The following is a 23,025-nucleotide window of genomic DNA, read 5'->3' on the forward strand; positions in this document are numbered from 1 at the left end:
AGATTGATTCCACGGCCACAGCTTGGTTGAGTCCAGACCCTAGCGCAGCTTGAGCTTCTTCGCAGGCGCCGTCATCGCGGCAACGCCGGCCATCACCAGCAATAACCCCAGCGCGAGTTTTGACGGCACGCTCTCGCCGAGCAGCAGCACGGAGAGCCCGACGCCGATCGGGATGCGCAAATAGCCTTGGGCGTTCGTCGTCAGCGTGCCGAGCCGGCCGAGGCAGACGTAGAACAGCATCAGGCCTAGCGCGCTCGACACGATGCCCATGACGATGGTGGCCACGATCGCCGTCGGCGTCGGGTGCAGCGTCCAGGGCTGATCGATCAGCAGCGCGGGCGGCAGCAGCACGAGGCCGCCGAACAGCAGCGAGCCGGCCGCCACCACCATCGGGTCGTATTCGGACAGGCGGAGGCCGAAGATCGTTGCGCAGGCAAAGGAGATGGTGGCGAGCAGGATCGCGATCTCGGCCACGATCTCGCTGCCGAAGCCGCGCAGCGCATCGAGGCCGACGATGAGAATCGTGCCGGCAAGGCCGAGGATCGCACCAGTGAGTTTGAGCAGCGTCGCCGGCTCGTGCCGCGTGATCAGCGAGGTGATCAGGAAGGCGAAGATCGGCGTGGTCGAGGCCAGCACCACCGTGTTCGAGGCCGGCACATATTGCTGCGACCAGGTGATGATCAGGAACGGGAAGGTCGAGTTGATCAATTGCTGGGTTGCGAACAGCTTCCAGGCTTTCGCGTCGGTCGGGATGCTGACCCCGCGCATCCACAGGATCGCGAACAGGAAAGCGGCCGCGATCAGCGAGCGCGCCGAGATGAAGGTGATGGGCGGGATCGTATCCAGCGCCAGCTTCGCCAGCGGATAGGTGGAACTCCAGCAGCAGGCCAGCGCCAGCAGCAACGCACAGTCGCGCCAGCTCCGCACGCCGGTGGCGGGCATGGACGGCAACGGCGCTGATGCGGATGCCGCCGCGCGACCCGCCTCCGATGTGCTCTGCGGCACCTTGTTCCTGCTCCCCGGCGCAAAAGCGCTTGGCCAACTTTGGGCGAGGGGGCGCGAAAAGGGAAGGTGCCGAGCTATGCGTTTGGCTGGGGGAGCGACTTCCGCTTCATCCGCTTGATCGTGCCGGAAAAGGTCAGCAGCAGCCGCTCGCCGGACGTCATCTTGCCGCGCAGGAAGATCAGCGAACCGCCGGCGCGGCTGACCTCGCCGGTGCATTCGATCAGCTCGCCCTCCCGTGCCGCGTCGAGGAATTCGCAGGCGAAGTTGGTCGTCACCGCCCGGCTGTCCAGGACATGGGTGGCGATCGCAAACAGGGAGTAGTCGGCAAAGGCCATGAAGCAGCCGCCATGGACGTTCCCGGAGCCGTTGAGGTGCTTTTTCTCGACCCGGAACGCGCAGCTGACGCTGCCGTCCGCCTCGATCCGGTGCCAGAAGGGGCCGACATGGGACTCGAAACTGTCGCGAATCCAGGTCCGCCAGCCCACAAATTCGCCCTCGGTGGCGACATGGAGGTCGGGGCGGCGGGGCGGGGGTGCGTTGGTCAATTCGTGCAAAGGAAATCAGGCCTTCAATTGCGGGTCTTGAGTCCTTAAATCCGATCCGACCGCGCCGTGCAATTCCCGTTCCCGCCGGCCCCCCGGCGCAAAACGTGGGACAGCGGGAAAATGCGCCATAAAGGGCTTTTCGCGAGCCCCGTATGTTCCTAAGAACGGTCTCGAATCCAAGGGAAAAGCGTCTTCCGATGTCTGGCGTTGCGCTCACCACGTGCTCCGCTCTGCTCTCTCCCCCACGCAACCGGGGTTTACCCCGGTTGCGCATAATTGGTTGGCGCAAGTCGGGCAGGCCCGACTTGCGATGGGGGAGAGCTGGAGAGGGGGGTAGCCGCGGGCACCGGCCGTGGGGCTTACCCCCCTCCCTAACCCTCCCCCACAAGGGGGGAGGGAACGCAGCGGTCAGCGCCGCAAGAGTGTCAGCCCATGTCGAAGAATGAACCCAAGATCACCCCCGAACTGGTTGCCGCCCACGGGCTCAAGCCCGACGAGTATGAGCGCATCCTGAAGCTGATCGGGCGGGAGCCGACCTTCACCGAGCTCGGCATCTTCTCGGCGATGTGGAACGAGCACTGCTCGTACAAGTCCTCGCGCATCCATCTGCGCGGCTTGCCGACCAAGGCGCCCTGGGTGATCCAGGGCCCGGGCGAGAACGCCGGTGTGATCGACATTGGCGACGGCCAGGCCGTCGTCTTCAAGATGGAGAGCCACAACCACCCGAGCTATATCGAGCCGTATCAGGGCGCGACCACCGGCGTCGGCGGCATCCTGCGTGACGTCTTCACCATGGGCGCGCGCCCGATCGCCTGCCTCAATGCGCTCAGCTTCGGCGCGCCCGAGCACCCGAAGACGCGGCATCTCGTTTCGGGCGTCGTCGCGGGCGTCGGCGGCTACGGCAATTCCTTCGGCGTGCCGACGGTCGGCGGCCAGGTGCGCTTCCACACCCGCTATGACGGCAACATCCTGGTCAACGCGATGGCGGTGGGCCTCGCCGACGCCGACAAGATCTTCTATGCGGCGGCCTCCGGCGTGAACATGCCGATCGTCTATCTCGGCTCCAAAACGGGGCGCGACGGCATCCACGGCGCCTCGATGGCCTCCGCCGAGTTCGACGACAAGTCCGAGGAGAAGCGCCCGACCGTGCAGGTCGGCGATCCCTTCGCCGAGAAGCTGCTGCTGGAAGCCTGTCTCGAGATCATGGAGAAGGGCTGCGTCATCGCGATCCAGGACATGGGCGCGGCGGGCCTGACCTGCTCGGCGGTGGAGATGGGCGCCAAGGGCGATCTCGGCGTCGACCTCGATCTCGATGCAGTGCCGACCCGCGAGACCGGCATGAGCGCCTACGAGATGATGCTCTCGGAGAGCCAGGAGCGCATGCTCATGGTGCTCAAGCCCGAGAAGGAAAAGGAGGCCGAGGCGATCTTCAAGAAATGGGGCCTCGACTTCGCCGTCGTCGGCTACACCACGCCGAGCAAGCGTTTCGTGGTCAAGCATGGCGGCGACGTCATGGCCGACCTGCCGATCAAGGAGCTCGGCGACGAGGCGCCGCTCTATGACCGCCCGCATGTCCCCTCCGACGCGCTGGCGGTCGTGCACGCCCGCGACGTGCCGGCGCCGATGGGCCTCGGGCCTGCGCTGGAGAAGCTGATCGGCACGCCGGACATGTGCTCTAAGCGCTGGGTCTGGGAGCAGTACGACCACGTCATCCTCGGCAACACCATGCAGCGTCCGGGCGGCGATGCCGCCGTGGTGCGCGTGCAGGACGGGCCGAAGGGCCTCGCGCTGACCGTCGACGTCACGCCGCGCTATTGCGAGGCGGACCCGTTCGAGGGCGGCAAGCAGGCGGTGGCGGAAGCCTGGCGCAACATCACCGCGGTCGGCGGCAAGCCGCTCGCGATCACCGACAATCTCAACTTCGGCAACCCTGAAAGGCCCGAGATCATGGGCCAGTTCGTCGGCTGCCTGAAGGGCATCTCGGAAGCCTGCCGCACGCTCGACTTCCCGGTCGTCTCCGGTAACGTCTCGCTCTACAACGAGACCAACGGCCGTGCGATCCTGCCGACGCCCTCGATCGGCGGCGTCGGCCTGCTCGACGATTTCACCAAATCGGCTTCGCTCGCCTTCAAGGCCGAGGGCGAGGCGATCCTGTTGATCGGCGAGACCCATGGCTGGCTCGGCCAGTCCGTGTACCTGCGCGACATCTGCGGCCGCGAGGAGGGCGCGCCGCCGCCGGTCGATCTCGCCGCCGAGAAGCGCAACGGCGATTGCGTGCGCGGCATGATCCATGCGGGCACCGCGACCGCCGTGCACGACCTCTCCGACGGCGGTCTTTTGATCGCGCTCGCCGAGATGGCGATGGCGGGCGGCATCGGCGCCAAGCTCTTGGCGGCGCCGACCGCGCTGGTGCCGCAGACCTACTGGTTCGGCGAGGACCAGGCGCGCTATCTCGTCACCGTGCCGGAGACGGAAGCCGGCCGCGTGCTCGCCAAGATGCGTGGCTGCGAGGTGCCCTGCGTGCGGATTGGGACCACCGGTGGAGATGCCATCGCGATCGCCGGCGAGGCGCCGGTGTCGATCGACAGCTTGCGGACGTCACACGAGCGCTGGTTGCCGGATTATATGGGCGGGAAGGCGGCCTGAGACGGCTGCTTCGACGTCAGTGCCGTAGCCCGGATGAGCGCAGCGATATCCGGGACCGCTGTCGCTTGTGGCAGGACCCCGGATATCGCTGCGCTCATCCGGGCTACGACCCCGCCATAACGGGAGGCCATGCCTCACAGCACTTTCGACGCGCCCGGGATCTGCCGCAACGCTCGCGTCAGCGCCCAGCTCGCCGCGACAGTCAGTACGAACCCGATCGTGGCCTTGACGATCGCCGGCAGGTCATAGTCGAACAGCCAGTATTGCAGCCAAAGCGCAATCGGGTAGTGCACCAGAAACATGCCGTAGGCGTCCGCCCGCATCGGATCGAGCAGCTTGGCTGAGCCTGATTGCCTGAACCTCTGAAAGAAGGCCAGGATCAGAAACATGATGGCCACGCTGAAGACAGCGAAGCAGAGGGCGTAGAGCCCCTCATACCAGTTCGGCAACGGCGACGGATTTCCCAGTATTTCGCGCTTGATGAAGATCAGCACCCAGAGCAGGCAATACGGAACGATCGCCAGCACCATCCAGTCCCAGCTCACTTTCGCCATCCGACCGTCTGCCGCGAGCAGTCCGCGATCCATATTTGCGACGCCGATGCCGGCCCCGAAAAAGAAGTAGCTCGCATAGAGCATCACGCGTCCGTGCTGGACCGAGAATGGGCCGAATTCGAACCAGCTGCTTTGGCCATAACGCATCAGCCCGGGAACATAGAACGCCGTGGTGACGGCGAGCATGACTGCGAAGAACACGGCGGGCCGGCGGCGACCGTACAGCGAGAGCCGGTTGATCGGACCAAGCAAATTGGGCGACAGCCGATACAGGATGCAGGCAACCAGGTCGAAGGCGAACAAGACCCAAAGGAACCAAATCGGCCCGCTCGGCCACGGGCCCTTCGTGACCATATTCCACCAGAATTCCGAAAAGCCGATCTCGGGATGGTGCCGGAGGGAGATGGCGTAATAGGCGAGCGGAATGACCGTGAATGCGCAGATCACGAACGGCAGGCCGAGCCGAAGCAGGCGATCTGCAAGATAGTTCAGCGGTCCCTTGCGGGCGATGCCCGACCACGCAAACAGGCCCGACAGGAAGAAGAACATCGCCATGAAGAAGCTGTCGGTGGCGAGCACGATCATGTCGAAGCCGAAGAAGTACTTCGGATCGGTATGACCAAAATAGGTATAGGGAAGCACGGCATGGTGGAGCAGCACCACCAGCGTCAGGAAGGTGCGGGCGCGATCAAGCGCCAGGTTTCGCGATTTGGCTTTAGGCACTGCGCTGATGTCGGCATGCCCCACGGTGGAAATCGATGTCATGCACGCCTCCCAGCAGGCTATGTCGTCAAATGTTGCAGCGGGGAACCTGATTCAGCAAGGCCGAATCATGCCCCGACAGCTCCGCATCGCCGCTCCGGGTTGTCGCGGAACCCGTGACGCAATCCGCAGTTAGAACGAGTGAATGGATCGGCCGCCGTCGTCGCGGCCATGGCGGTCGCGGAGCAGGCAATGACAATCCTGAAATGGGCGCTGATCTTCCTGCTTGTCTCGATCGTGGCCGGCGTGCTCGGCTTCACCGACATTTCGGCCGCCTCCGCCGATATCGCCCGCTTCCTGTTCTACGTCTTTGTCGTGATCTTCCTCGTCCTGCTGATACTGGGCCTCACGATCTTCAGGGCTTAGCGGGGCTGCGCCCCACACGCTCGGTCGTGACAGCGGCCTTGACCCGTGCACCCATCGATTGCGTCCAAGAAGGCCGGGAAGAAGCCCCGGCCATGACGGCGGCATACGGAGCGCGCTACCCCACTTCTTCGATCTTCACCTTGTCCGGATAGAAGGCGAGATGGCCGGCAATCTCGGTCATGGCGGGGAAGGGCGTCTCATAGGTCCAGATTGCGTTATCCAGCATCTTGCCGTTGGCCTTGACGCTGAAATAGCTCGCGTCCCCCTTGTACGGGCAGTGCGTGACACGGTCGGTGCGCTCCAGCAGGGCCATGTTGGTGTCCTCTCGTGGCACATATTGCACCGCCGGATATCTGGCCTCCTTCAGGGTCAGCGCCTTGCCGGTCTCGGCGATGACGATGTCACCTGCGGTCACCCGGACGCGCCGGGGATTTGGGGTGATGGTGATGGGGTGGTCGGGCCCTGGAAGCTTCATGATTTCACGCCTTTTCGATCAATCTGCCGCGCGCGGCACTTTGTCGTGCCTTTATCCTGATGGGATCACGGATATAGTGCCGGAAAGCGTGACGGAGAAGGCCATTCACGCTAAGTTTGGGCTTGCCGGCGAGGGGACCCCGGCAGCGATTCGAACGCTTGGAAAACGGTTGGACCAGAAGGAGCGAGACCCGAATGCCCATGGACGCCCACGATATCGAGGCGATGATCAAGGCAGCGATCCCCGATGCCGAGGTGACCATCCGTGACCTCGCCGGCGACGGCGACCACTATGCCGCGACCGTGATCTCGGAATCCTTCCGCGGCAAGTCGCGCGTCCAGCAGCACCAGATCGTCTACCAGTCCCTGCAGGGCCAGATGGGGGGCGTCCTGCACGCGCTGGCGCTGCAAACCGGCGTGCCCGGCACCTGACCTGATCGTGCCACGGGGGCGATGATGGCTGCGGACAATCCTCGCGGCGCGATGTTTCGCGTTATCGTGCCGAGCCAGCACAGCCGCGTCACCTTTGTCGAGCTGTTCTTCGACCTCGTCTTCGTCTTTGCCATCACGCAAATCTCGCACTCGCTCCTGCATCATTTCACGCCGCTCGGCGCGGTGCACGTCGCGGTGCTGTTTCTCGCGGTGTGGTGGGTATGGGTCTACACCGCCTGGGTCACCAACTGGCTCAATCCCGAGCTGACGCCGGTCCGCCTCCTGCTCTTTTCGATGATGCTGGGCGGCCTCGTGCTGTCGACGACGATCCCGACCGCGTTCGAGGGGCGCGGCCTGTGGTTCGCGATTGCCTACGCGACCATGCAGGTCGGACGTACCGCATTCTGGCTGCTCGCAACGCCGCGGCATCGAACGGCCGTGCGGCATAACGCGATCCGTATCCTGATCTGGTTGTCGATCTCCGCCGTCCTGTGGATCGCAGGCGGCCTGTCCGAGAGAGATACGCGGCTGTGGCTGTGGATCGCGGCGGTGACCTGGGAATACATCTCGCCGGCGGCACGCTTCTGGGTTCCGAAGCTCGGGTTTTCCTCGCTCGAGGCGTGGGCCGTCGAAGGCGGCCACATGGCCGAGCGCTGCGCGCTGTTCGTCATCATCGCGCTCGGTGAGGCCATCGTCGTCAACGGCGCCACCTTTGCCGAGCTCGACTGGACCGCGAACAACATCCTGGCCTTCGTCTCGGCGCTGGTCGGCGCCATCGCGATGTGGTGGATCTATTTTCACAAGGGCGCGGAGGCCGGAGCCGAGCGCATCTCGAAGTCCGCCGAATCCGGCCGCCTGGCCCGGCTCGCCTACACCTATCTGCACACGCCGATCGTGGCCGGCATCATCCTGACCGCGGTCTCGGACGAGCTGGTGCTGAAACACCCGAGCGGCCATTCCGACACCCGCACCATCGTGAGCACGGTCGGCGGCCCACTGGTGTTCCTGGTCGGCACCATCCTTTTCAAGTACGCGATCCGCGGCTTCCTCCAGCTCTCGCACGGGATCGGCATCACCCTGCTGCTGGTGCTGTGGTGGTTCGCAGCCGACCTCTCGCCGCTCTGGCTGTCAGTCGCCACCACGATGATCATGATCGTTGTGGCGGTTTGGGAGTCGGTGTCGCTGGGATCCGAGCCGGAAGAAGCGGCGGAGCATTGAGCCCCGGCGCTACTCCGCGACCTCCAGCGCATGTACCGAGAACATGTTCGCCGCGTCCGTCCAGCTCTCGCGGACGCGCCAGCCCGCGCCCTGCGCCAGCGTGGCGAAACGCTCGATGCTGTATTTGTAGCTGTTCTCGGTGTGGATGCTCTCGCCCGGACGGAACGAGAAGCTGGTGCCGAGCAGGCGCACGGTCTGGCTCCTCTTGCTGATCAGGTGCATCTCGATGCGGTGCCGCTCGCGATTGTAGATCGCGCGATGGGTGAAGGCGGAGAGATCGAAATTGCCGCCGAGCTCGCGGTTGATGCGCACCAGCACATTCAGGTTGAAGCGCGCGGTGACGCCGGCGGCATCGTTGTAGGCGTCAAAGAGGATCCGCTCGTCCTTCTCGAGATCGGCGCCGATGATCATCTGCGCGCCCTTGCCGAGAATCTTGCGGGCGCTCCTCAGGAAGGCCTGGGCCTCTTGCGGCTCGAAATTGCCGATGGTCGAACCGGGGAAGAAGCCGACCTTCGGCATGGACGCGACCTGCTTGGGCAGCTCGAACGGCGTGGTGAAGTCGGCGGCGACCGGATAGATGCCGAGCGTCGGGAAGTCCCGCTTCAGCCCGTTCGCCTGCGCCTTCAGGAAGTCGCCGGAGATATCGACGGGGACGTAGGCCGCGAACCTGCAATGATTGAGCAGCAGGCGGACCTTCGTGGTCGCGCCGGCGCCGAACTCGACGAGCGCCGCGTGCTCCGGAATGATGTTTGCGATCTCGCCGCCGCGCTCTCTCAGGATCGCAAGCTCTGTGCGCGTCGGATAATATTCCGGCAGGCGTGTGATCGCCTCGAACAGTTCCGATCCCGTTGCGTCATAGAAGTATTTCGGCGACAGCTTTTTCGGCTGCTGCGAGAGGTCCTCGATGGCCTCGCGGGCAAAGGCGGTGGTCTGCTCGTCGGGAAGATGGGCTTCGGCCAAAGCGCTGGCGTGCACATTCATGATACTCTCCTGAACGCGCTGTCCGGCGCGCATTGATCGTCGGATGAACCTGAAACGCGATGAGACCGCGCTTCAGGCTGTCGTTTGAGCATGATCTATTTTGGGAAACCGCTGCACACCTCTCCGGATCATGCTCTAGTCGTAATCGGCGAGCCGCAGTCCGGTGAACTGCCAGCGATGGTGCGGATAGAAGAAGTTGCGATAGGTGATACGGCTGTGGCCTTGCGGAGTTGCGAGCGAGGAGCCGCGCAGCACCAGCTGGTTGACCATGAACTTGCCGTTGTACTCGCCGAGCGCGCCTTCGACGGCACGGTAACCGGGATAGGGTGAATAGGAGCTGCGGGTCCATTGCCAGACGATGCCGAAGGCGTCGTTGAGCTGGCCGGCGCGGGCCGCGACCTCCCATTCCATCTCGGTCGGCAGGTGTTTTCCGGACCAGCGCGCGAAGGCGTCAGCCTCATAGTAGCTGATGTGGCAGACGGGCGCGTCCGGATCGACCGGCTTGAGGCCGGCCAGCGTCATCACGTGCCATTGACCGTCGATCTCGCGCCAGTAGCCCGGGGCCTGCCAGTCTTCCTTGCTGGCCGCAGCAAAGCCGTCCATCAGCCAGAGCGTTGCCGTCCGATAGCCGCCAGCCTGCATGAAGGCGAGCCACTCGGCATTGGTGACCAGATTGCGGGCGATCTTGACCGGACCGACGAGGGCGCGATGGGCGGGCTTCTCGTTGTCGAAATGGAAGCTGTCGTCGACATGGCCGACGGTGTGGATGCCTTCGTTGAGCGCCGGCCAATCCTCGCCGTTGCGCGTTGCGGCCGGGAAGCGCCAGTCCGGATCGTAGGCCGGATAGATCGGGTTCTGCGCAAAGGCATGCAGGATGTCGGTGAACATCAGCTCCTGATGCTGCTGCTCATGATTGAGTCCCACCTCGACCAGCGGCGCGATTGCGCGGAGCTTGTCCTCGCCAGCGTCGCGGAAGAATTTGACGACTGCGGCATCGACGTAATTGCGATAGGCGCCGACCTGGTCGGCGCTCGGCCGGGTGATGTCGCCGCGATGATTGCGGGCATGTCGCGGGCCGGCGCTGACGTAATAGGAATTGAACAGGAACGCGAAATCGGGGTGGAAGGGCCGGTAGCCCGCAGCGTGCTCGCCGAGCAGGAATTGCTCCCAGAACCATGTGGTATGGGCCCGGTGCCATTTGGTCGGGCTGGCATCGGGCATGGACTGGATCTGCTGGTCCTCTGGTGACAGCGGCGCTGCCCGCCGTTCGGTCTCATTGCGGACGGTGAGAAACGCCGATTCCAGCCGCTGGGCGAGGTCGTCCGGAAGGGAGGACGGTGACGAAAGCTGGGGGGCGGCCGTAGCTGAGGCTTGTTTCGTCACGTTTTTCTCCAGACAGGACAAGAGAACGTTGTTTGCGCGACCCGGTTCCATAACGAGGGTTCGTCCTAGATAGGGGCTCCGTTACGGTATGAAAGTCCTCTCCGGCGATGATATTGATGTCATCAGCCTATGGACCTGTTGGGCTCTGCACGTTCGCCAGGGGCCCGTCGCCGCCATTTTACTTTGGATGCACAACGGTTTGGGCTACATATATGGGTAGGTATCGGGTTAAATCGGTCGAGCCGGCCCGAAATGATTGGTGGGGGCTCGGCCCAGAAGGACATGGATATGAGCATCGAGGAATTCATCGCCAACGAAGTGAAGTCGAACGACGTGGTCCTGTTCATGAAGGGCACGCCGCAATTTCCGCAGTGCGGATTCTCCGGCCAGGTCGTCCAGATCCTCGACCATATCGGTGTCGGCTATAAGGGCCTCAATGTCCTCGAATCCGCCGAGCTGCGCAATGGCATCAAGGAATACTCGAACTGGCCGACCATCCCGCAGCTCTACGTGAAGGGCGAGTTCGTCGGCGGCTGCGACATCGTCCGCGAGATGTTCCAGGCCGGCGAATTGCAGCAGCTCTTCTCCGAAAAGGGCGTCGTCGTCGCGGCCTGATACGTGACCGTGCTGACGCGCCGGATCGGCGGCGTCAGGCTTGAGGTCATCGTTGCCGACATCACGACACTCGGCGTCGACGCCATCGTCAACGCCGCCAACACGTCGCTCCTTGGCGGGGGCGGCGTGGACGGTGCGATCCATCGGGCGGCCGGGCCCGAGCTCGTCGCTGAATGCCGCATGCTCCACGGCTGCAAGACGGGTGATGCGAAGATCACCAGGGGCTATCGGCTCAAGGCCGCACATGTGATCCACACCGTCGGGCCGGTGTGGAATGGCGGCACGCTCGGCGAGGACGATCTGCTCGCCTCCTGTTATCGCCGATCGATGGAGCTGTGCGGTCGGCACGAGCTGACCTCGGTGGCATTCCCCGCGATTTCGACCGGAATTTTTCGCTTCCCTGCCGACCGGGCGGCCGATATCGCCGTGCGCACGACGATCGAAGCGCTCGCTGCTGCGCCATCCGTTGCTCACGTGGTGTTCTGCTGCTTCGCCGAGCCTGGCGCCGAACTCCATGCCGAGGCGCTTGCGCGACACGGTGGCCCCGGCAAGATCGCCGGTGCTGTTTCGTGATCGATCCGAGGCAGGACAAGTTCCTCGTCCTCCTGAAGCAGATCCCGACCGAGCGCGTGCAGCAAACATTGAAGCAGTCGGTTCATGAAGCCATGGAGAAATGACATGCGTGGGCGCAGCGCGTTCATCGCGGGGCTCGTTCTTCTCGTTGCCGTCGTCGGTGCGAAGGCCGGCGCCGAGGGACGCGCTGCCCGCACGCTCTCTACGGAAGGGCTGGCGAAGGTTTCCGACTACATCCGGAACGAGGTTGCCACAGGCAAGATCCCCGGCGCCATCCTGCTGCTCCAGCAACACGGCAAGCCGGTCTACTACGCGAATTTCGGCGTTCGCGACGCCGGCACCCAGATATCGATGAGCGCGGATACGATCTTCCGCCTCTATTCGATGTCGAAGCCGATCACATCCGTCGTGGCGATGATGCTGGTCGAGGAAGGCAGGCTTTCGCTCGACGATCCCGTGTCCAAATACATTCCGGCCTTTGCCGGCATGAAGGTGGGCATCGAAAGGCAAGCAGCGGACGGCAAGGTTTCGCTGATGCTGGAGCCGCAGCAGCGTCCGATCACGATCAAGGACCTCCTGCGCCACACCGCGGGGCTGCCTTACGGCTTTCGTGGCGGTGGACTGGTGCGCGGGGTCCATGCCGCGGCGGACCTCTTCAACAGCGATCTTTCCAATGCCGAGTTCGTCGCGAAGCTCGCCACGCTGCCGCTCGCCGAGCAGCCCGGCACGGTGTGGACCTACGGTTTTGCCACCGATGTGCTCGGCCGCGTCGTTGAGGTGGTCTCGGGCAAGACGCTGCTCCAGTTCGAGAAGGAGCGGCTACTCGACCCGCTCGGCATGACCGAGACTGCGTTCTACGTTGCCGATCCCGCCAGGTTTGCACGTATCGCCGAGCCGATGCCGGAGGACCGCAGCATCAGCCCGACGACTGCAGTCCGCGACATCAGGCGGCCCGTGAGATGGGAATCGGGCGGCGCCGGCATGGTCGGCACGATCGGCGACTACGCCCGTTTCGCGCAGATGCTGCTGAATGGCGGCACTTATGAGGGCCGTCGCTATCTGAAGCCCGAGACCATTGCGCTGATGGTCTCGGACCACATCGGACCCGAGACGAAGATCGCCCGCGACCAGATGTACTATCCGGGTGGAGGATCAGGCTTCGGCCTCGGCTTCGCGGTGCGCACCTCGGCGCCGCCGGGCACCTCTTGGCCGCTCGGTGAATATCGCTGGGACGGTGTTGCCGGCACGTTCTTCTTCATCGATCCCGAAGACGATCTGTTCGGGATCTTCATGGCGCAGACGCCGTCGCAGCGCGGCCGGATTCAACGCGAGCTGAAGACGCTGATCTATCAGGCGATGGGGAGGTGATCAGGCGCCGCGCACGAACTCGCGCACGTATCCGATCGTCTCCTCGATCTGGCTCGCATTGACGTCGAGATGGGTGCAGGCGCGGATGCGGCCGTCCATCATCGCGAGCGTCACGCCGCGCTGACGGAGGGCTGAGACCATCTTGTCGCCGGGAATGCCGGCGCCATCGGGCCTGAAGAACACGAGATTGGTCTCGGGCTCCTGCACCTCGATGCCTGAGATCTGCGACAGTCCGCGGGCGAGCGCCCGCGCATTGGCGTGGTCGTCGGCCAGGCGCTCGACGTGATGGTCGAGCGCGTAGATGCAGGCCGCCGCGCAGATTCCAGCCTGCCGCATCGAGCCGCCGAGGCGCTGCTTCCACTGCCACACCGCGTCGATGAAGGCGCGTGAGCCCGCGAGCACGCCGCCGATCGGCGCACCGAGGCCCTTGGAGAAGTCGATCCAGGCTGAATCCCAGCCAGCGGTCATGTCGCGCGGAGAGATGCCGCTTGCCACGGTGGCGTTGAGCAGGCGTGCGCCGTCCATGTGGGTGACGAGCCCGTGTTGCCTGGCAATCGCGACGATTTCGTCGAGCGCGGTCTTCTTCCAGATCGTGCCGCCGCCGATATTGGCGGTCTGCTCGACGCTGACGACGGTCTGCGGCGGCTGGTAGCGCGTGCGAGGATGCAGCGCCTTGCGAAGAGTCTCGGGTGTGAACTGGCCATCGGGGCCCTTGAGCTGCGTGACCTGGAAGCCGCCGATCGCCGCATGCGCGCCGCCCTCGCGCGCGATGATGTGCGCGGTCTCATGCGCGAGGATCTCGTCGCCGGGACGGCAATGAACCAGCGTCGCGGTGACGTTGCACATCGTGCCGGAGGGCATGTAGACCGCCGCTTCCTTGCCCAGCAGATCCGCGACGCGCTCGCACAGCGCATTGACGGTCGGATCGTCGCCGACCTGCTCGTCGCCGACCTCAGCCCGCGCCATCGCCTCGCGCATCCCGGCCGTCGGCCTGGTCTGCGTGTCCGAGAGCAGGTTGATTCGGACAGGTGGCGCCTTGGGATCGATCGGGGGAGGGGTGTAGAGAATCAACTTGCTCCTCGCATGGCACTCACTCGCGATCAGCGAGTTCTGGATGGACGCCGGGCGGCGTGGCGAAACCGCATAATAACGATTTCCGTCTCGGTCACACGATAATCGATCAGATAAGGATAAGGGTTGACTGGCAAGCGACGGACGTATGCTCGAGTGGTCTGCCGCCCTGCATAAGGATGATCCTGAAGCAGAGCGATGAGCGCGACAATGCGGTCGCGTACGTGGCCCGCTCCCTGGGGCGAGCGCGTCTCGATGTAAGTCAGGACTTGGTCGATCTGGGCGAGAGCCCGCGTCGTATAACGGACCTTCACAGCCCGTGCTTGGCCCACATCGCGCGGACCTCGTCGGGGCTAGCCAGCTCGCCGCGAGTGATTTCAGCTTCGGCCTCCGCGAGATCGGCATCTTCCGCCGCCGTCAGCTGGATCGGAGGCTGCTCGACGCCCGCAAGTTCAAGCAGGGCTCGCGCCAACTCATCCTGCTGCGAATCGGGCAGGCCGGAAACCTTGCTGAAGGCCTCTTCCAGAAGACGAGTCATGCTCAACTCCGCGATGAGGGATCATAGCACAGATGGCCTGAGACTTGGGAATGGCCGGCTCAAACAAAAAGGCCCCGGAAACCGGGGCCTTTGAGCAATGGATCGCGGAGATATCAGCGCGAATAAAATTCGACGACCAGATGCGGCTCCATCTGCACCGGGAACGGCACGTCGGAGAGGCCGGGAATGCGGGTGTACTTCGCGGTCATCTTGCCGTGGTCGACTTCGAGATAGTCGGGGACCTCGCGCTCGGGCAGCTGGCTGGCTTCGAGCACGTGGGCGAGCTGCTTGGAGGCTTCCTTGACCTCGATCACGTCGCCGACCTTGAGCTGGTAGCTCGAGATGTTGACCTTGCGGCCGTTCACCTTGACGTGGCCGTGGTTGATGAACTGGCGGGCGGCGAAGATGGTGGAGACGAACTTGGCGCGATACACGACCGCGTCGAGACGGCGCTCCAGGAGGCCGATCAGGTTCTCGCCGGTGTCGCCCTTGAGGCGGCTCGCCTCGACATAGATGCCGTGGAACTGGCGCTCGGAGATGTTGGCGTAATAGCCCTTCAGCTTCTGCTTGGCGCGGAGCTGCACGCCGAAGTCGGAGAGCTTGCCCTTGCGGCGCTGGCCGTGCTGGCCGGGGCCATATTCGCGGCGGTTCACGGGGCTCTTCGGGCGGCCCCAGATGTTCTGGCCCATACGGCGATCGATCTTGTACTTCGCCTCACTGCGCTTAGTCATCGCGTCCTCTTCGGTTGCATGGTTTGAGGAAACGCGCCCTCCTGTGTGACGGGATGATCCCGGCACCGACAGGTCCGATCCCCAAAGCTTAAGGGATTTGACCACGGGTCGCGAAACGCTTCGCGGGCCGAAATCGGCCCGCGAGCAGGCGGCTTTTAGGGGAGTTTGGGGCCGGCTGTCAATTCATTAGCCTGTCTCTCTAGCCCGTCATTCCGGGGCGATGCGCAGCATCGAACCCGGAATCTCAAGGTTCCGGGTTCGGCTCTTCGAGCCGCCGCCCCGGAACGACGATATCTTCTACGTCCCGACCGCCCGAATCGGCTTCGACCCCGCCGCCCGCAATTCCGCAGCGATTTCAGTGTTCAGGACCTGCTCCAGCCGGGTCAGGACCCGGGCAATCGGGGCGGCGTCGGTGACCCGGTGGTCCCAGCGGATCACGACATGGATGGTCTGGTCGGGCTCGACGCGCCCATAACTGACGATATAGGGGCCCGGCGTGATGGGGTGGAGCTCGCCGCCGCCATAGGCGGCCACCGAACTCACCCCGAAGCTGCCGAACCAATTGCCGCGCTGGCGGCCGAAATTCAGACCGATGGCCCACGACAGCCGCCGGAGCGGCAACGGCAGGCGGGTCGCCCGCATGATCTTGCGGAACATGGGGACGTCAGCGATCGGTGCCGTCTGGCCGCGTCGGATCTCGGCATCGATCGCCGCCAGCGACAGGGCTTCCGGGGCCGCGATTCGCTGCGGCATCATGCATTCCTCGCCGGCCTCGACCCGGGCGATCGCCACCAGCGCCACGCTCTTCGGCAGCTCATAAAAGGCCGGCCACGGCCATTTGACGTAGACGGTGCGCAGGATCGGCTCGTCTCGGGCAACCAGGGCGAAAGCCTTGACGAACATCGCGGCCCAGCCGGCGGGCGCCGTTGCAGCTGCGCGGGCGTCCAGCAGGGGGCGGATATTGAGCGAACGGGAGAGCGAAACGAACGGCACGCCCATCGAGGCGTGCATGAGGTCGCAAATCAGGCGGCGCCGCAGCGAAATGGTCTTGGACGTCCCCCGCATTGGTCTCCGGTTCCTGGGATAAGACTAAAATATGTGCAACGAGCGCGTCGACCGCTCGCCGCGTGCTTAGCATGAACCAACCGGCTTGGGGCCCTGGGTTCGTCGCTTTCAGCGCGCCGGCGAAGCCAAGTGGCTTGGTCTTGTTGGCGGCTCAAATACCTTAATAACTTCAATTATTTGTCGCTAGAGGCAAGACCTGTTGAGGCGAGGCAGACAAAACAGCGCGAGCAAAGTCTCCTTGAGCATGTTTCGCCCTGAACCGCGGACCCTGACAGCGCCACGGTTTGCGGCAAGGCCGACCCGCTCGCTGCGGCGATTCAGCGCTTGATGCCCTCGAAGGCCGCCATGATGCCGCGCTGGAACAGCGACCAGTCGAAGCCGAGCGCGATCGCGCGGTAGCCGCGGTCGATCAGGGCGTTGGCCTGATCGGCGGTGCGCGCCACGCCCCCGATCGGCACGCCGCTTTTGAGGATGCCGGCCTCGGCGCGCGCGATCAGCTCGAGCAACTCCGGATCGTCCATCTGGCCGCGCTTGTTGATGGAGGTGGCGAGATCGCCGGGGCCGATCACGGCGACGTCGATGCCCGGCGTCGCCATGATCTCGTCGATGCGGTTGACCGCGTCGACGTGCTCGATGGTGATCATGCAGATCATCTCGTCATCGGCGCTCGCCATGTAGTCCGGCATCGACTGGCCCCAGCGGAACGGGGCGTGGAACGGACCCCAGAGCCGGTCCCCGCGCGGCGGGTAGCGCACGCTACGGACCGCTTTCTCAGCCTCCGCACGATTGGTGATCATGGGGAAGTTGATGCCGAAGGCGCCGATGTCCATCGGTGCCTTGGCAAGCCATGGCTCGTTCGCCGCGATCCGCACCAAGGGGGTGCAGGGCGTGCCGGTCGTGGCGGCGATCATCGCATGCGCTTCGGTCAATCCGATTGGACCGTGCTCGAGATCGACGATGATCCAGTCGAGCGAGCGCGCCATGATCTGCACGGTCTGCACGCTCGGAATCGTCGCAATGGCACCGAAGGTGGGGTGGCCCTCGCGCCACACTTGGCGGAGGCGGTTGAGCGGCGTGGTCGGGATCGACATGGAGAGGCCTGCGGGCAGGTGACGACGTCGAAGCCTAGCAGCGGCTCGTTGCCGCGCAAAGTCAGGCCAGCGCGCGCCCGCCGAAGAACGGCGTCAGCGTGGCCGACAGGCCGTGCGCGCGGTTCGAGGTGAAGATCATCTCAGCGCCCGACTGCGCGAGTGCGCCGATCCGCGGGCCAAGCAGATCGGAGACGCGGCGGGCGATCGCCGGGGCCGGATCGATCCAGTCGACCGGCCAGGGCGCGAGCCGCCTCAGCCGGTCGAGCAGCAGCGGATAATGCGTGCAGGCGAGCACCACCGTGTCGGTGCGCGATGTCGCGTCGGCGGGATCGCCGACGAAGCACGGCGCAAGTTCGGCGGCGAGGGCCTCGTCGCTGACCGGCGCGCCGCGGAGCTCGGCTTCGGCCAGCGACGCAAGCTCGGGCGAGCCGACCAGCGTCACCTCGCAGCCTTGCGCGAAATCGCGGATCAGCGCCTTCGTGTATTCCCGCTTCACCGTTCCCTTGGTGCCGAGCACGGAGACGCGGCGGGTCCTCGACTGCGCGCAGGCCGGCTTGATCGCCGGCACCGTGCCGACGAAGGGCACGGAATACGCTGCGCGCAAGTGAGACAAGACCAGGGTGGACGCCGTGTTGCAGGCGATGACGACGAGGTCGGGATCATGCGTGCCGATCAACTCGCCCATCAGCGGCACCACGCGGGCGATGATCTCAGCCTCGTCATGGTGCCCATAGGGGAAGAAGGCGTCGTCGGCGACATAGACGTAATGCGCACCCGGACGCGCGGCCACGACCTCACGGAGCACCGTGAGCCCGCCAAGGCCGGAATCGAACACCAGGATGGTCTCAGAATTGGTCACGCCGATACCCTAGCCCGTCATGGTTACCATTCGGTTTTTAGGGCGATTTTGCGGCGGGCCCCGCAAAGTCCCGGCGGGAGGCCGACGTCACGTGGCCCGCGCGGCGGTCACGCGATCCTGTTCGTCGTCGCCGCGCGCTCCGCCGCCAGCTGCTTCTGCAGGCGATCGATGTTTTGCAGGAGGCGCTGGCTGGTCAGCACCAGGAAATAATAGCCGAACTGCGGGTCCTGGAAGTAGATCTCGAGCAGCCGGTCATAGGTGATCGTCAGCACCTGGCCGTCTTCGATGCATTGAATCGTTCCGGTGCGCCGGTTGTCAGGTGTGAGGAAGCCGAGCTCGCCCATCAGCGCCCCGGGCCCAATCTCGACGTTGATCTCCTTGACCAGGAACTTGCCGGTGACCGTGAGGAGCATTTCCTTTGCGGGATCGCCCAGCTTGAACAGAGTGTCGCCACGGCGGTATTTGCGCTCGGTCATGAACGGCTTGAGCCATTCGATCGACATGTCGCCTTCGGCCGCATGGCGCGCCTTCTTGACCAGCTTGAGCATTTGCCGCAGGCGCAGGGCGTTGATCGGAAGCAGCAGGAGATACAGCAGGAACGTCGCGACATTGGCGGAGAGCGCGCCGAAAACGGTGAACAACGCGCAGCCGATCATATTGGCGACGCGCAGCGGCACCATCGTCCGCATCAGGAGGGTGGCGACGAAGAAGCCGGCGCCAACCGCGGCGAACAGATTGGCCAGCGTGATATTGCTGACGAAGATCTCCAGCAGCCGGTTGAAGATCGCATCGTAAGTGACGTTGTTCGGGTCGAGGCCCATCTGGATCAGGATCTTGGCGATCCTGAGGTTGTCGGTTGCCGCATCGAGAATGCGGTCGAGGATCGACGAAATGTCTGCGCTGCCGGACGGCATGATCTGGTCCTCGCGTAAGGCCTTCAATCCTGGTCGGCACCCGTATAGCCGAAATCGAATGACGACCGCTTGAATGACGCTTCCGGCCGTCATGCTGCAAGAGGCAAATTTTAGCCTGATCGGGCGTTTCGGCAATTGCCCCTTGGTTGCCCGGCTGGCCACGGCGCGGGGCGTGATTCGGGGCAGCCGGTGCGGGCTGCGGCGTCGCGGACCGGCCAGGATGCCGGTGCGGCCAGGGCGTGGCGCGACCTGTCGCTTAAGGCTTGGTGGCGGGCTGCACGACCTGCTGCTCGACGAGGCCGAGGCGGCCTGGCAGCGAGCCGGCGCGCAGCAGCATCGCGACGCTGTTGGCCTCTTCCAGGGTGAAGTTGCCGGCGATCTGGCCCGAGCCGCCGGTGATGGGCTCACGGATCACGGGAGCGGAGATCACCTTGTCGTCGAGCACGATTGCAAAGGGCTTCCCGACGTTCTCTGCGGTGATGTGGGCGAAGCGCCGCGTGCCGCGGCCGTTGAAGCGGAACGAGGCGATCGGTTCCTTCGTGTCGCTCGTAAATCCCGGGCCGGCATAGCTGATGTCGTCGCCCTCGAGCGCGCTGTCCCTGGCGACGAGATAAGGAAGCCTGTCCTTGAAGCCGAGCAGCACTTCCGCGCCTGCCGGAGGCGCGCCTGATTGCGCCTGCTCCGCGGACATCGAGAGATCGATCAGGCGAAATCCGACCTTGACCTTCCTGGCGAAGATCGTGGTGACATGCTCGGGCTCCATCACGCCGGGCAGGATGATGCGGATGCGGTCCGTCCCATCGACTTGAACGCTGGCAAGCTTGACGCCGGCGTCCTTGAGGCGCTGCTCGATCATGGCGATGGAATCTTCGACGAGGTCGCGCAGCCGCTCGGCGGATGCGGCATCGGTCGGTGCAAGCCTGATCAGACCGTCTCCGCCATCAGTCACGGTGAGCGCATGCGCCGGCAGTCCCTCGGCCGCCGATGCGAGTTTGCGCGTGAGCTGTTCGCGGCCCTTCGCGTCCGCGATCTTCACGTCGACGCCGCCGTCGCGGATCGCAAGGCCGGAGAAAGCGATCCGTCCCTCGCGCAGGGTCTTGTAGACATCGTCGCGCAGATCCGTGACGGCCGCCGCCTGCAAGCCGTCAGTGTCTACCTTGTAGACGATGCGGGACCCGCCCAGCTTCTCCATCTTGTCGGCGACGAAGGCTGCGATTTTGGCCCGCATCTTGTCGAACTGGGTGTCCGCGCCGAGAGTGGCAGAGGGCAGAGCGATCGCGAATACCGTCGCGAACGCGGCGATCAGCTGCGTGATGCGATTCCGCAGGGGCATCGTCATGATCACCTCAAGTCTTGCGGCAGGACGCTGGCGAGCGAATTCAGTGCCAGTTCTTGGTCACCGCATCAGCTGCAGAGGTTCAAGCGCCACGGCCGGTAGGCAATGGACGAACGCTCAATCATCCATCATTCTGTCCGCGCTCGGCCGGCCATCGGCCGGAGCCTCGCCGAACCAAGATGTCAGAAGATACGGGGGCGGGGACATGCATCTGAGGGAGGACGGAATTTCATGGCGGGTATCCACGCGCTCGATCGGTTGATCGGCAACGACTATCCGGATCTGTTGACGGACGAGGAGGTCCGGGCGTTCGAGCAGGTCCCTTACGCAGACCGCGTCGCGGCCGAGAGCACCTATGACGCCATCAGGCTAGGTGCGGCGCGCAATCCCGACGGGGCGGCGATCCAGTTCCTGCAAAACGCCGATCCCGCCGACACGCCGCTGGTCGTCACCTATCGCGACTTCATCGCGCGCGTCACGCAGGCCGCCAACATGTTTCACGCGCTTGGCGCCGAGAAGGGCGACGTCATCAGCTTCATGCTGCCGCTGGTGCCCGATGCCTTCGTCACGCTGTTCGGCGCGGAGGCCGCCGGCATCGCCAATCCCGTCAACCCGCTGCTCGAGCCACACCAGATCGCCGAGATCCTGGAGGCCGCGAACACCAAGATCCTGGTGGCGCTCGGACCGATGCCGGGTACCGACATCTGGCAGAAGGTCGAGCAGATCCGCCCGCAGCTCAAGAATCTAAAGGCCATCGTGCAGGTGTTCGGCGGCGGCGATCCGGCCAAGGGCATCTTCGCCTTCAGCGACCTGATCAAGCAGCACCCGGCGGACCGGCTCGTCGGCGGACGCCAGATTCTGGGCAGCGACATCGCTGCTTATTTCCATACCGGCGGCACCACCGGCACGCCAAAGCTGGTGCGGCACACGCATGCCAACCAAGTCTATCAGGCCTGGGCGCTCAATCTGCTGTTGAAGGGCAAGCCCGGCGCCAATCTGCTGTTTGGCATGCCGCTGTTTCACGTCGGTGGATCGCTGACACAGGTGCTGACGACGCTGTCGAGCGGCGGCTCGCTGGTCGTACTGTCGCCGAGCGGCTGGCGCAACCCGAATGCGGTGAAGAACATCTGGCAGCTCGCCGAGCGGTTCAAGCCCGAAGCGCTGTCGAGCGTGCCGACGGTGCTTGCCGCCACGCTCGCGGTGCCGCCGGGCAATGCGGATATCTCGAGCCTGAAATATGCGGCGGGTGGCGGCTCGGCGATTCCGGTCGCGGTCGGCTCGGCGATTCAGGAGAAACTGAAGCTACCGGTGGTCGAGGTCTACGGCATGACCGAGACCTCGAGCGTGCATACGCTCGCCTATCCCGGCCGGCCGATCCGGCTCGGCTCGGTCGGCCTTCCCATGCCCTATGCGCGGGTGCGCATCGTGCAGCTCGATGCCGAGGGACGCCTGATCCGCGACTGCGCGACCGACGAGATCGGGGTCGTCATCATGGCCGGGCCAGGCGTGTTCGGCGGCTATCTCAACGACGAGCACAACGGGGGCGCCTTCGTCGACGAGGTCTGGGTCAACTCCGGCGATCTCGGCCGGCTCGATGCCGACGGCTATCTCTGGATCACCGGCCGCGCCAAGGACCTCGTGATCCGCGGTGGCCACAACATCGATCCGGCACCGATCGAGGAGATCATGTTCGGTCACCCCGCGGTCGGCTTCGCCGCGGTGGTTGGCCAGCCCGATGCCTATGCCGGCGAGCTGCCGGTGGGCTATGTGCAGCTGAAGCCCGGCGCAAAGGTCGAGCCGGGCGAGCTGGAAGCGTGGGTGCGCGAGCGTACGCCGGAGCGCGCCGCCGTCCCGGTCCAGGTCATTCCGATCGATCCGATGCCGGTGACCGGTGTTGGAAAAGTGTTCAAGCCGCAGCTGCGCTGGGACGCGGCGCAGCGCGTGTTCACCAAGGTGCTGACGCCGCTGGTCGAGCGCGGCATCGATTGCAAGGTGAAGGTCGGCGCCCATGGCAGCCATGGCTCGATCGCGACCGTGACGCTGACGGGATTGCCGGAGGATCAGCGCGAGGTAGTTGCGAGCGAAGTGCATGCGCTGCTTGCACCGTTCGTGATGCGCCACGAGGTGGTGCAGGTGTAGACGCTTGCGTTGAGTCGTAGCCCGGATAAGCGAAGCGATATCCGGGACCATGAGACTAGCCGGTCGTCCGTTAAGAAGCCGAATTGAGCGGGGCCGGACAGGCGCGCGTGCGCCAGAGCTGGATCAGGAACAGGCACAAGAGTTCTCTGATCCAGGCGAGGATGCGGCGGAAGTTGTGGCCGACGGCTGAGAGGATGACGTTGGCCGCATCGCCGGCGCGGCCTTTGAGGTAGCAGCGGCCGAGGTGGCCATCGGTCTTCAGGTGTCCGATGATGGGTTCGATGGCGGAACGGCGGCGCAGCTCGCGCTTGATGACACCGAAGACGCCGCGCTTCTGGCCAGAGATGAAGATTCGGCGG

At 64.6% G+C, this 23,025-nt stretch carries 24 protein-coding genes; 8 read left to right on the top strand and 16 right to left on the bottom strand.

All coding sequences use genetic code 11. From position 1 onward, the window contains the following. Positions 1-39 precede the first annotated feature (39 nt). Both H1B27_RS20785 and H1B27_RS20790 read right to left on the bottom strand, forming a co-directional pair. Positions 40-1,005 carry a DMT family transporter gene (locus H1B27_RS20785; protein ID WP_197967339.1) on the bottom strand — a complete coding sequence of 322 codons (966 nt, stop codon included), beginning with the start codon at positions 1,003-1,005 and terminating at the stop codon, positions 40-42. 74 nt (positions 1,006-1,079) lie between these two features. After that, on the bottom strand, positions 1,080-1,559 hold the full coding sequence (locus H1B27_RS20790) for a PaaI family thioesterase (protein ID WP_197967340.1): 480 nt from the start codon (positions 1,557-1,559) through the stop codon (positions 1,080-1,082). Positions 1,560-1,982: 423 nt separating this feature from the next. On the opposite strand from H1B27_RS20790, the gene purL reads away from it, so the two are divergent. Beyond that, complete coding sequence (gene purL, locus H1B27_RS20795; RefSeq protein ID WP_197967341.1) at positions 1,983-4,196, top strand: phosphoribosylformylglycinamidine synthase subunit PurL; 2,214 nt, start codon at positions 1,983-1,985, stop codon at positions 4,194-4,196. A gap of 134 nt (positions 4,197-4,330) precedes the next feature. On the opposite strand, the gene H1B27_RS20800 is transcribed toward purL, so the two are convergent. Then, positions 4,331-5,515 carry an acyltransferase family protein gene (locus H1B27_RS20800; protein WP_061882956.1) on the bottom strand — a complete coding sequence of 395 codons (1,185 nt, stop codon included), beginning with the start codon at positions 5,513-5,515 and terminating at the stop codon, positions 4,331-4,333. A 189-nt stretch (positions 5,516-5,704) separates the two neighbouring features. On the opposite strand from H1B27_RS20800, the gene H1B27_RS20805 reads away from it, so the two are divergent. After that, a complete protein-coding gene (locus H1B27_RS20805; RefSeq protein ID WP_061883064.1) occupies positions 5,705-5,878 on the top strand; it encodes a DUF1328 domain-containing protein in 174 nt (57 codons plus the stop codon). 115 nt (positions 5,879-5,993) lie between these two features. On the opposite strand, the gene H1B27_RS20810 is transcribed toward H1B27_RS20805, so the two are convergent. Beyond that, positions 5,994-6,353 (bottom strand): DUF427 domain-containing protein, encoded by a 360-nt coding sequence (locus H1B27_RS20810; RefSeq protein ID WP_061882955.1) that lies wholly within the window; start codon positions 6,351-6,353, stop codon positions 5,994-5,996. Positions 6,354-6,547: 194 nt separating this feature from the next. On the opposite strand from H1B27_RS20810, the gene H1B27_RS20815 reads away from it, so the two are divergent. Together H1B27_RS20815 and H1B27_RS20820 are read left to right on the top strand one after the other, a co-directional pair. Next, positions 6,548-6,784, top strand: coding sequence for a BolA/IbaG family iron-sulfur metabolism protein (locus H1B27_RS20815; protein ID WP_008139419.1), 237 nt, complete (start codon positions 6,548-6,550; stop codon positions 6,782-6,784). A 24-nt stretch (positions 6,785-6,808) separates the two neighbouring features. Continuing rightward, positions 6,809-8,002, top strand: coding sequence for a low temperature requirement protein A (locus H1B27_RS20820; RefSeq protein WP_197967342.1), 1,194 nt, complete (start codon positions 6,809-6,811; stop codon positions 8,000-8,002). Positions 8,003-8,011: 9 nt separating this feature from the next. Here H1B27_RS20820 and egtD read toward each other — a convergent pair whose 3' ends face one another. Continuing rightward, a complete protein-coding gene (gene egtD, locus H1B27_RS20825; RefSeq protein ID WP_197967343.1) occupies positions 8,012-8,983 on the bottom strand; it encodes an L-histidine N(alpha)-methyltransferase in 972 nt (323 codons plus the stop codon). Positions 8,984-9,118: 135 nt separating this feature from the next. Beyond that, positions 9,119-10,417 carry an ergothioneine biosynthesis protein EgtB gene (egtB, locus tag H1B27_RS20830; RefSeq protein ID WP_197967344.1) on the bottom strand — a complete coding sequence of 433 codons (1,299 nt, stop codon included), beginning with the start codon at positions 10,415-10,417 and terminating at the stop codon, positions 9,119-9,121. 237 nt (positions 10,418-10,654) lie between these two features. On the opposite strand from egtB, the gene grxD reads away from it, so the two are divergent. The 3 genes from grxD (at position 10,655) to H1B27_RS20845 (ending at position 12,922) form a co-directional block, all read left to right on the top strand. Further along, a complete protein-coding gene (grxD, locus tag H1B27_RS20835; RefSeq protein WP_061883061.1) occupies positions 10,655-10,981 on the top strand; it encodes a Grx4 family monothiol glutaredoxin in 327 nt (108 codons plus the stop codon). Positions 10,982-10,984: 3 nt separating this feature from the next. Continuing rightward, the gene (locus tag H1B27_RS20840) at positions 10,985-11,554 is read left to right on the top strand and encodes an O-acetyl-ADP-ribose deacetylase (RefSeq protein ID WP_197967345.1); all 570 of its coding nucleotides are present in this window, start codon (positions 10,985-10,987) and stop codon (positions 11,552-11,554) included. A 105-nt stretch (positions 11,555-11,659) separates the two neighbouring features. Further along, positions 11,660-12,922, top strand: coding sequence for a serine hydrolase domain-containing protein (locus H1B27_RS20845; protein WP_197967346.1), 1,263 nt, complete (start codon positions 11,660-11,662; stop codon positions 12,920-12,922). Here H1B27_RS20845 and H1B27_RS20850 read toward each other — a convergent pair whose 3' ends face one another. From H1B27_RS20850 to H1B27_RS20890, 9 genes are all read right to left on the bottom strand, one after another. Further along, on the bottom strand, positions 12,923-13,990 hold the full coding sequence (locus H1B27_RS20850; RefSeq protein WP_197967359.1) for a threonine aldolase family protein: 1,068 nt from the start codon (positions 13,988-13,990) through the stop codon (positions 12,923-12,925). A 32-nt stretch (positions 13,991-14,022) separates the two neighbouring features. Next, on the bottom strand, positions 14,023-14,325 hold the full coding sequence (locus H1B27_RS20855; protein ID WP_197967347.1) for a type II toxin-antitoxin system RelE/ParE family toxin: 303 nt from the start codon (positions 14,323-14,325) through the stop codon (positions 14,023-14,025). Further along, positions 14,304-14,531 (bottom strand): hypothetical protein, encoded by a 228-nt coding sequence (locus H1B27_RS20860; protein WP_197967348.1) that lies wholly within the window; start codon positions 14,529-14,531, stop codon positions 14,304-14,306. Before H1B27_RS20860 ends, H1B27_RS20855 begins: the two co-directional genes overlap by 22 nt. Before the next feature lie 113 nt (positions 14,532-14,644). Further along, the gene (rpsD, locus tag H1B27_RS20865) at positions 14,645-15,262 is read right to left on the bottom strand and encodes a 30S ribosomal protein S4 (protein ID WP_061882948.1); all 618 of its coding nucleotides are present in this window, start codon (positions 15,260-15,262) and stop codon (positions 14,645-14,647) included. A gap of 297 nt (positions 15,263-15,559) precedes the next feature. Further along, positions 15,560-16,327 carry an acyltransferase gene (locus H1B27_RS20870; protein ID WP_197967349.1) on the bottom strand — a complete coding sequence of 256 codons (768 nt, stop codon included), beginning with the start codon at positions 16,325-16,327 and terminating at the stop codon, positions 15,560-15,562. Positions 16,328-16,644: 317 nt separating this feature from the next. Next, the gene (locus H1B27_RS20875; RefSeq protein WP_197967350.1) at positions 16,645-17,418 is read right to left on the bottom strand and encodes an HpcH/HpaI aldolase family protein; all 774 of its coding nucleotides are present in this window, start codon (positions 17,416-17,418) and stop codon (positions 16,645-16,647) included. Positions 17,419-17,479: 61 nt separating this feature from the next. Then, positions 17,480-18,277 carry a glutamate racemase gene (murI, locus tag H1B27_RS20880; protein ID WP_061882945.1) on the bottom strand — a complete coding sequence of 266 codons (798 nt, stop codon included), beginning with the start codon at positions 18,275-18,277 and terminating at the stop codon, positions 17,480-17,482. 107 nt (positions 18,278-18,384) lie between these two features. Beyond that, positions 18,385-19,191 carry a Crp/Fnr family transcriptional regulator gene (locus tag H1B27_RS20885; protein WP_061883060.1) on the bottom strand — a complete coding sequence of 269 codons (807 nt, stop codon included), beginning with the start codon at positions 19,189-19,191 and terminating at the stop codon, positions 18,385-18,387. A gap of 256 nt (positions 19,192-19,447) precedes the next feature. Beyond that, positions 19,448-20,530: a SecDF P1 head subdomain-containing protein gene (locus H1B27_RS20890; RefSeq protein ID WP_061883059.1), complete on the bottom strand. Its 1,083-nt coding sequence runs from the start codon at positions 20,528-20,530 to the stop codon at positions 19,448-19,450. Between the two features lie 228 nt (positions 20,531-20,758). Here H1B27_RS20890 and H1B27_RS20895 point away from each other — a divergent pair, with 228 nt between their 5' ends. Further along, on the top strand, positions 20,759-22,666 hold the full coding sequence (locus tag H1B27_RS20895) for an acyl-CoA synthetase (RefSeq protein WP_197967351.1): 1,908 nt from the start codon (positions 20,759-20,761) through the stop codon (positions 22,664-22,666). Positions 22,667-22,736: 70 nt separating this feature from the next. Here the strand turns inward: H1B27_RS20895 and H1B27_RS20900 are convergent. Continuing rightward, a partial coding sequence (locus H1B27_RS20900) for a transposase (RefSeq protein WP_197967352.1) occupies positions 22,737-23,025 on the bottom strand: 289 nt, incomplete at its 5' end.

Origin of the sequence: Bradyrhizobium diversitatis (assembly GCF_016031635.1) — a bacterium.
GTDB lineage: Bacteria > Pseudomonadota > Alphaproteobacteria > Rhizobiales > Xanthobacteraceae > Bradyrhizobium > Bradyrhizobium diversitatis.